Origin of the sequence: Methylobacterium crusticola, assembly GCF_003574465.1 — a bacterium.
Taxonomy (GTDB): domain Bacteria; phylum Pseudomonadota; class Alphaproteobacteria; order Rhizobiales; family Beijerinckiaceae; genus Methylobacterium; species Methylobacterium crusticola.
Genome location: NZ_QOWC01000513.1, coordinates 1 through 596, shown reverse-complemented (window position 1 = coordinate 596; position 596 = coordinate 1). Strand labels below are relative to the sequence as shown.

Below are 596 nucleotides of genomic sequence, written 5' to 3'. Positions count from 1 at the left end.
CTTGGTGCCCGCGCTTTGCGGCTTGGATGATGCGATCCGGGTCGGCGGTCCAGACGAAGGGCTTGGGGTCGCGGTTGCTCTCGGCGATGAAGCGCTTGATGGCGGCCTGCACCTCGACCAGCGATCCGAACACGCCGCGTCGCAGGCGGCGTTTTGCGAGCTTGGCGAAGAAGCCCTCGACGGCGTTGAGCCACGAGGCTGAGGTCGGGGTGACGTGGAAGGTCCAGCGCGGGTGGCGATCGAGCCAGGCGCGGACCTTCGGGTGCTTGTGAACGGCATAGTTGTCCAGGATCGCGTGGACGCTCTTGCCCGCCGGAACCGCAGCCTCGACCGTGTTCAGGAAGCGGATGAACTCCTGATGCCGGTGGCGCTGCATGCAGCGGCCGATCACCTTGCCCTCCAGGATGTCCAGGGCGGCAAACAGGGTCGTCGTGCCGTGGCGCTTGTAGTCGTGGGTACGCGTCGTCGGCTGGCCCGGCTTCATCGGCAGCGGGTCCTGCGTGCGGGCGAGCGCCTGGATCTGGCTCTTCTCGTCGACCGAAAGCACGACGGCATGGGCGGGCGGGTCGACGTAGAGCCCGACAACGTCACGCAAC

1 protein-coding gene is annotated in these 596 nt (G+C 67.3%); it reads right to left on the bottom strand.

Features of this window, described 5'->3' with window-relative positions:
* On the bottom strand, positions 1-596 hold a 596-nt coding region (locus tag DT057_RS35140), incomplete at both ends, for an IS630 family transposase (protein ID WP_128566583.1).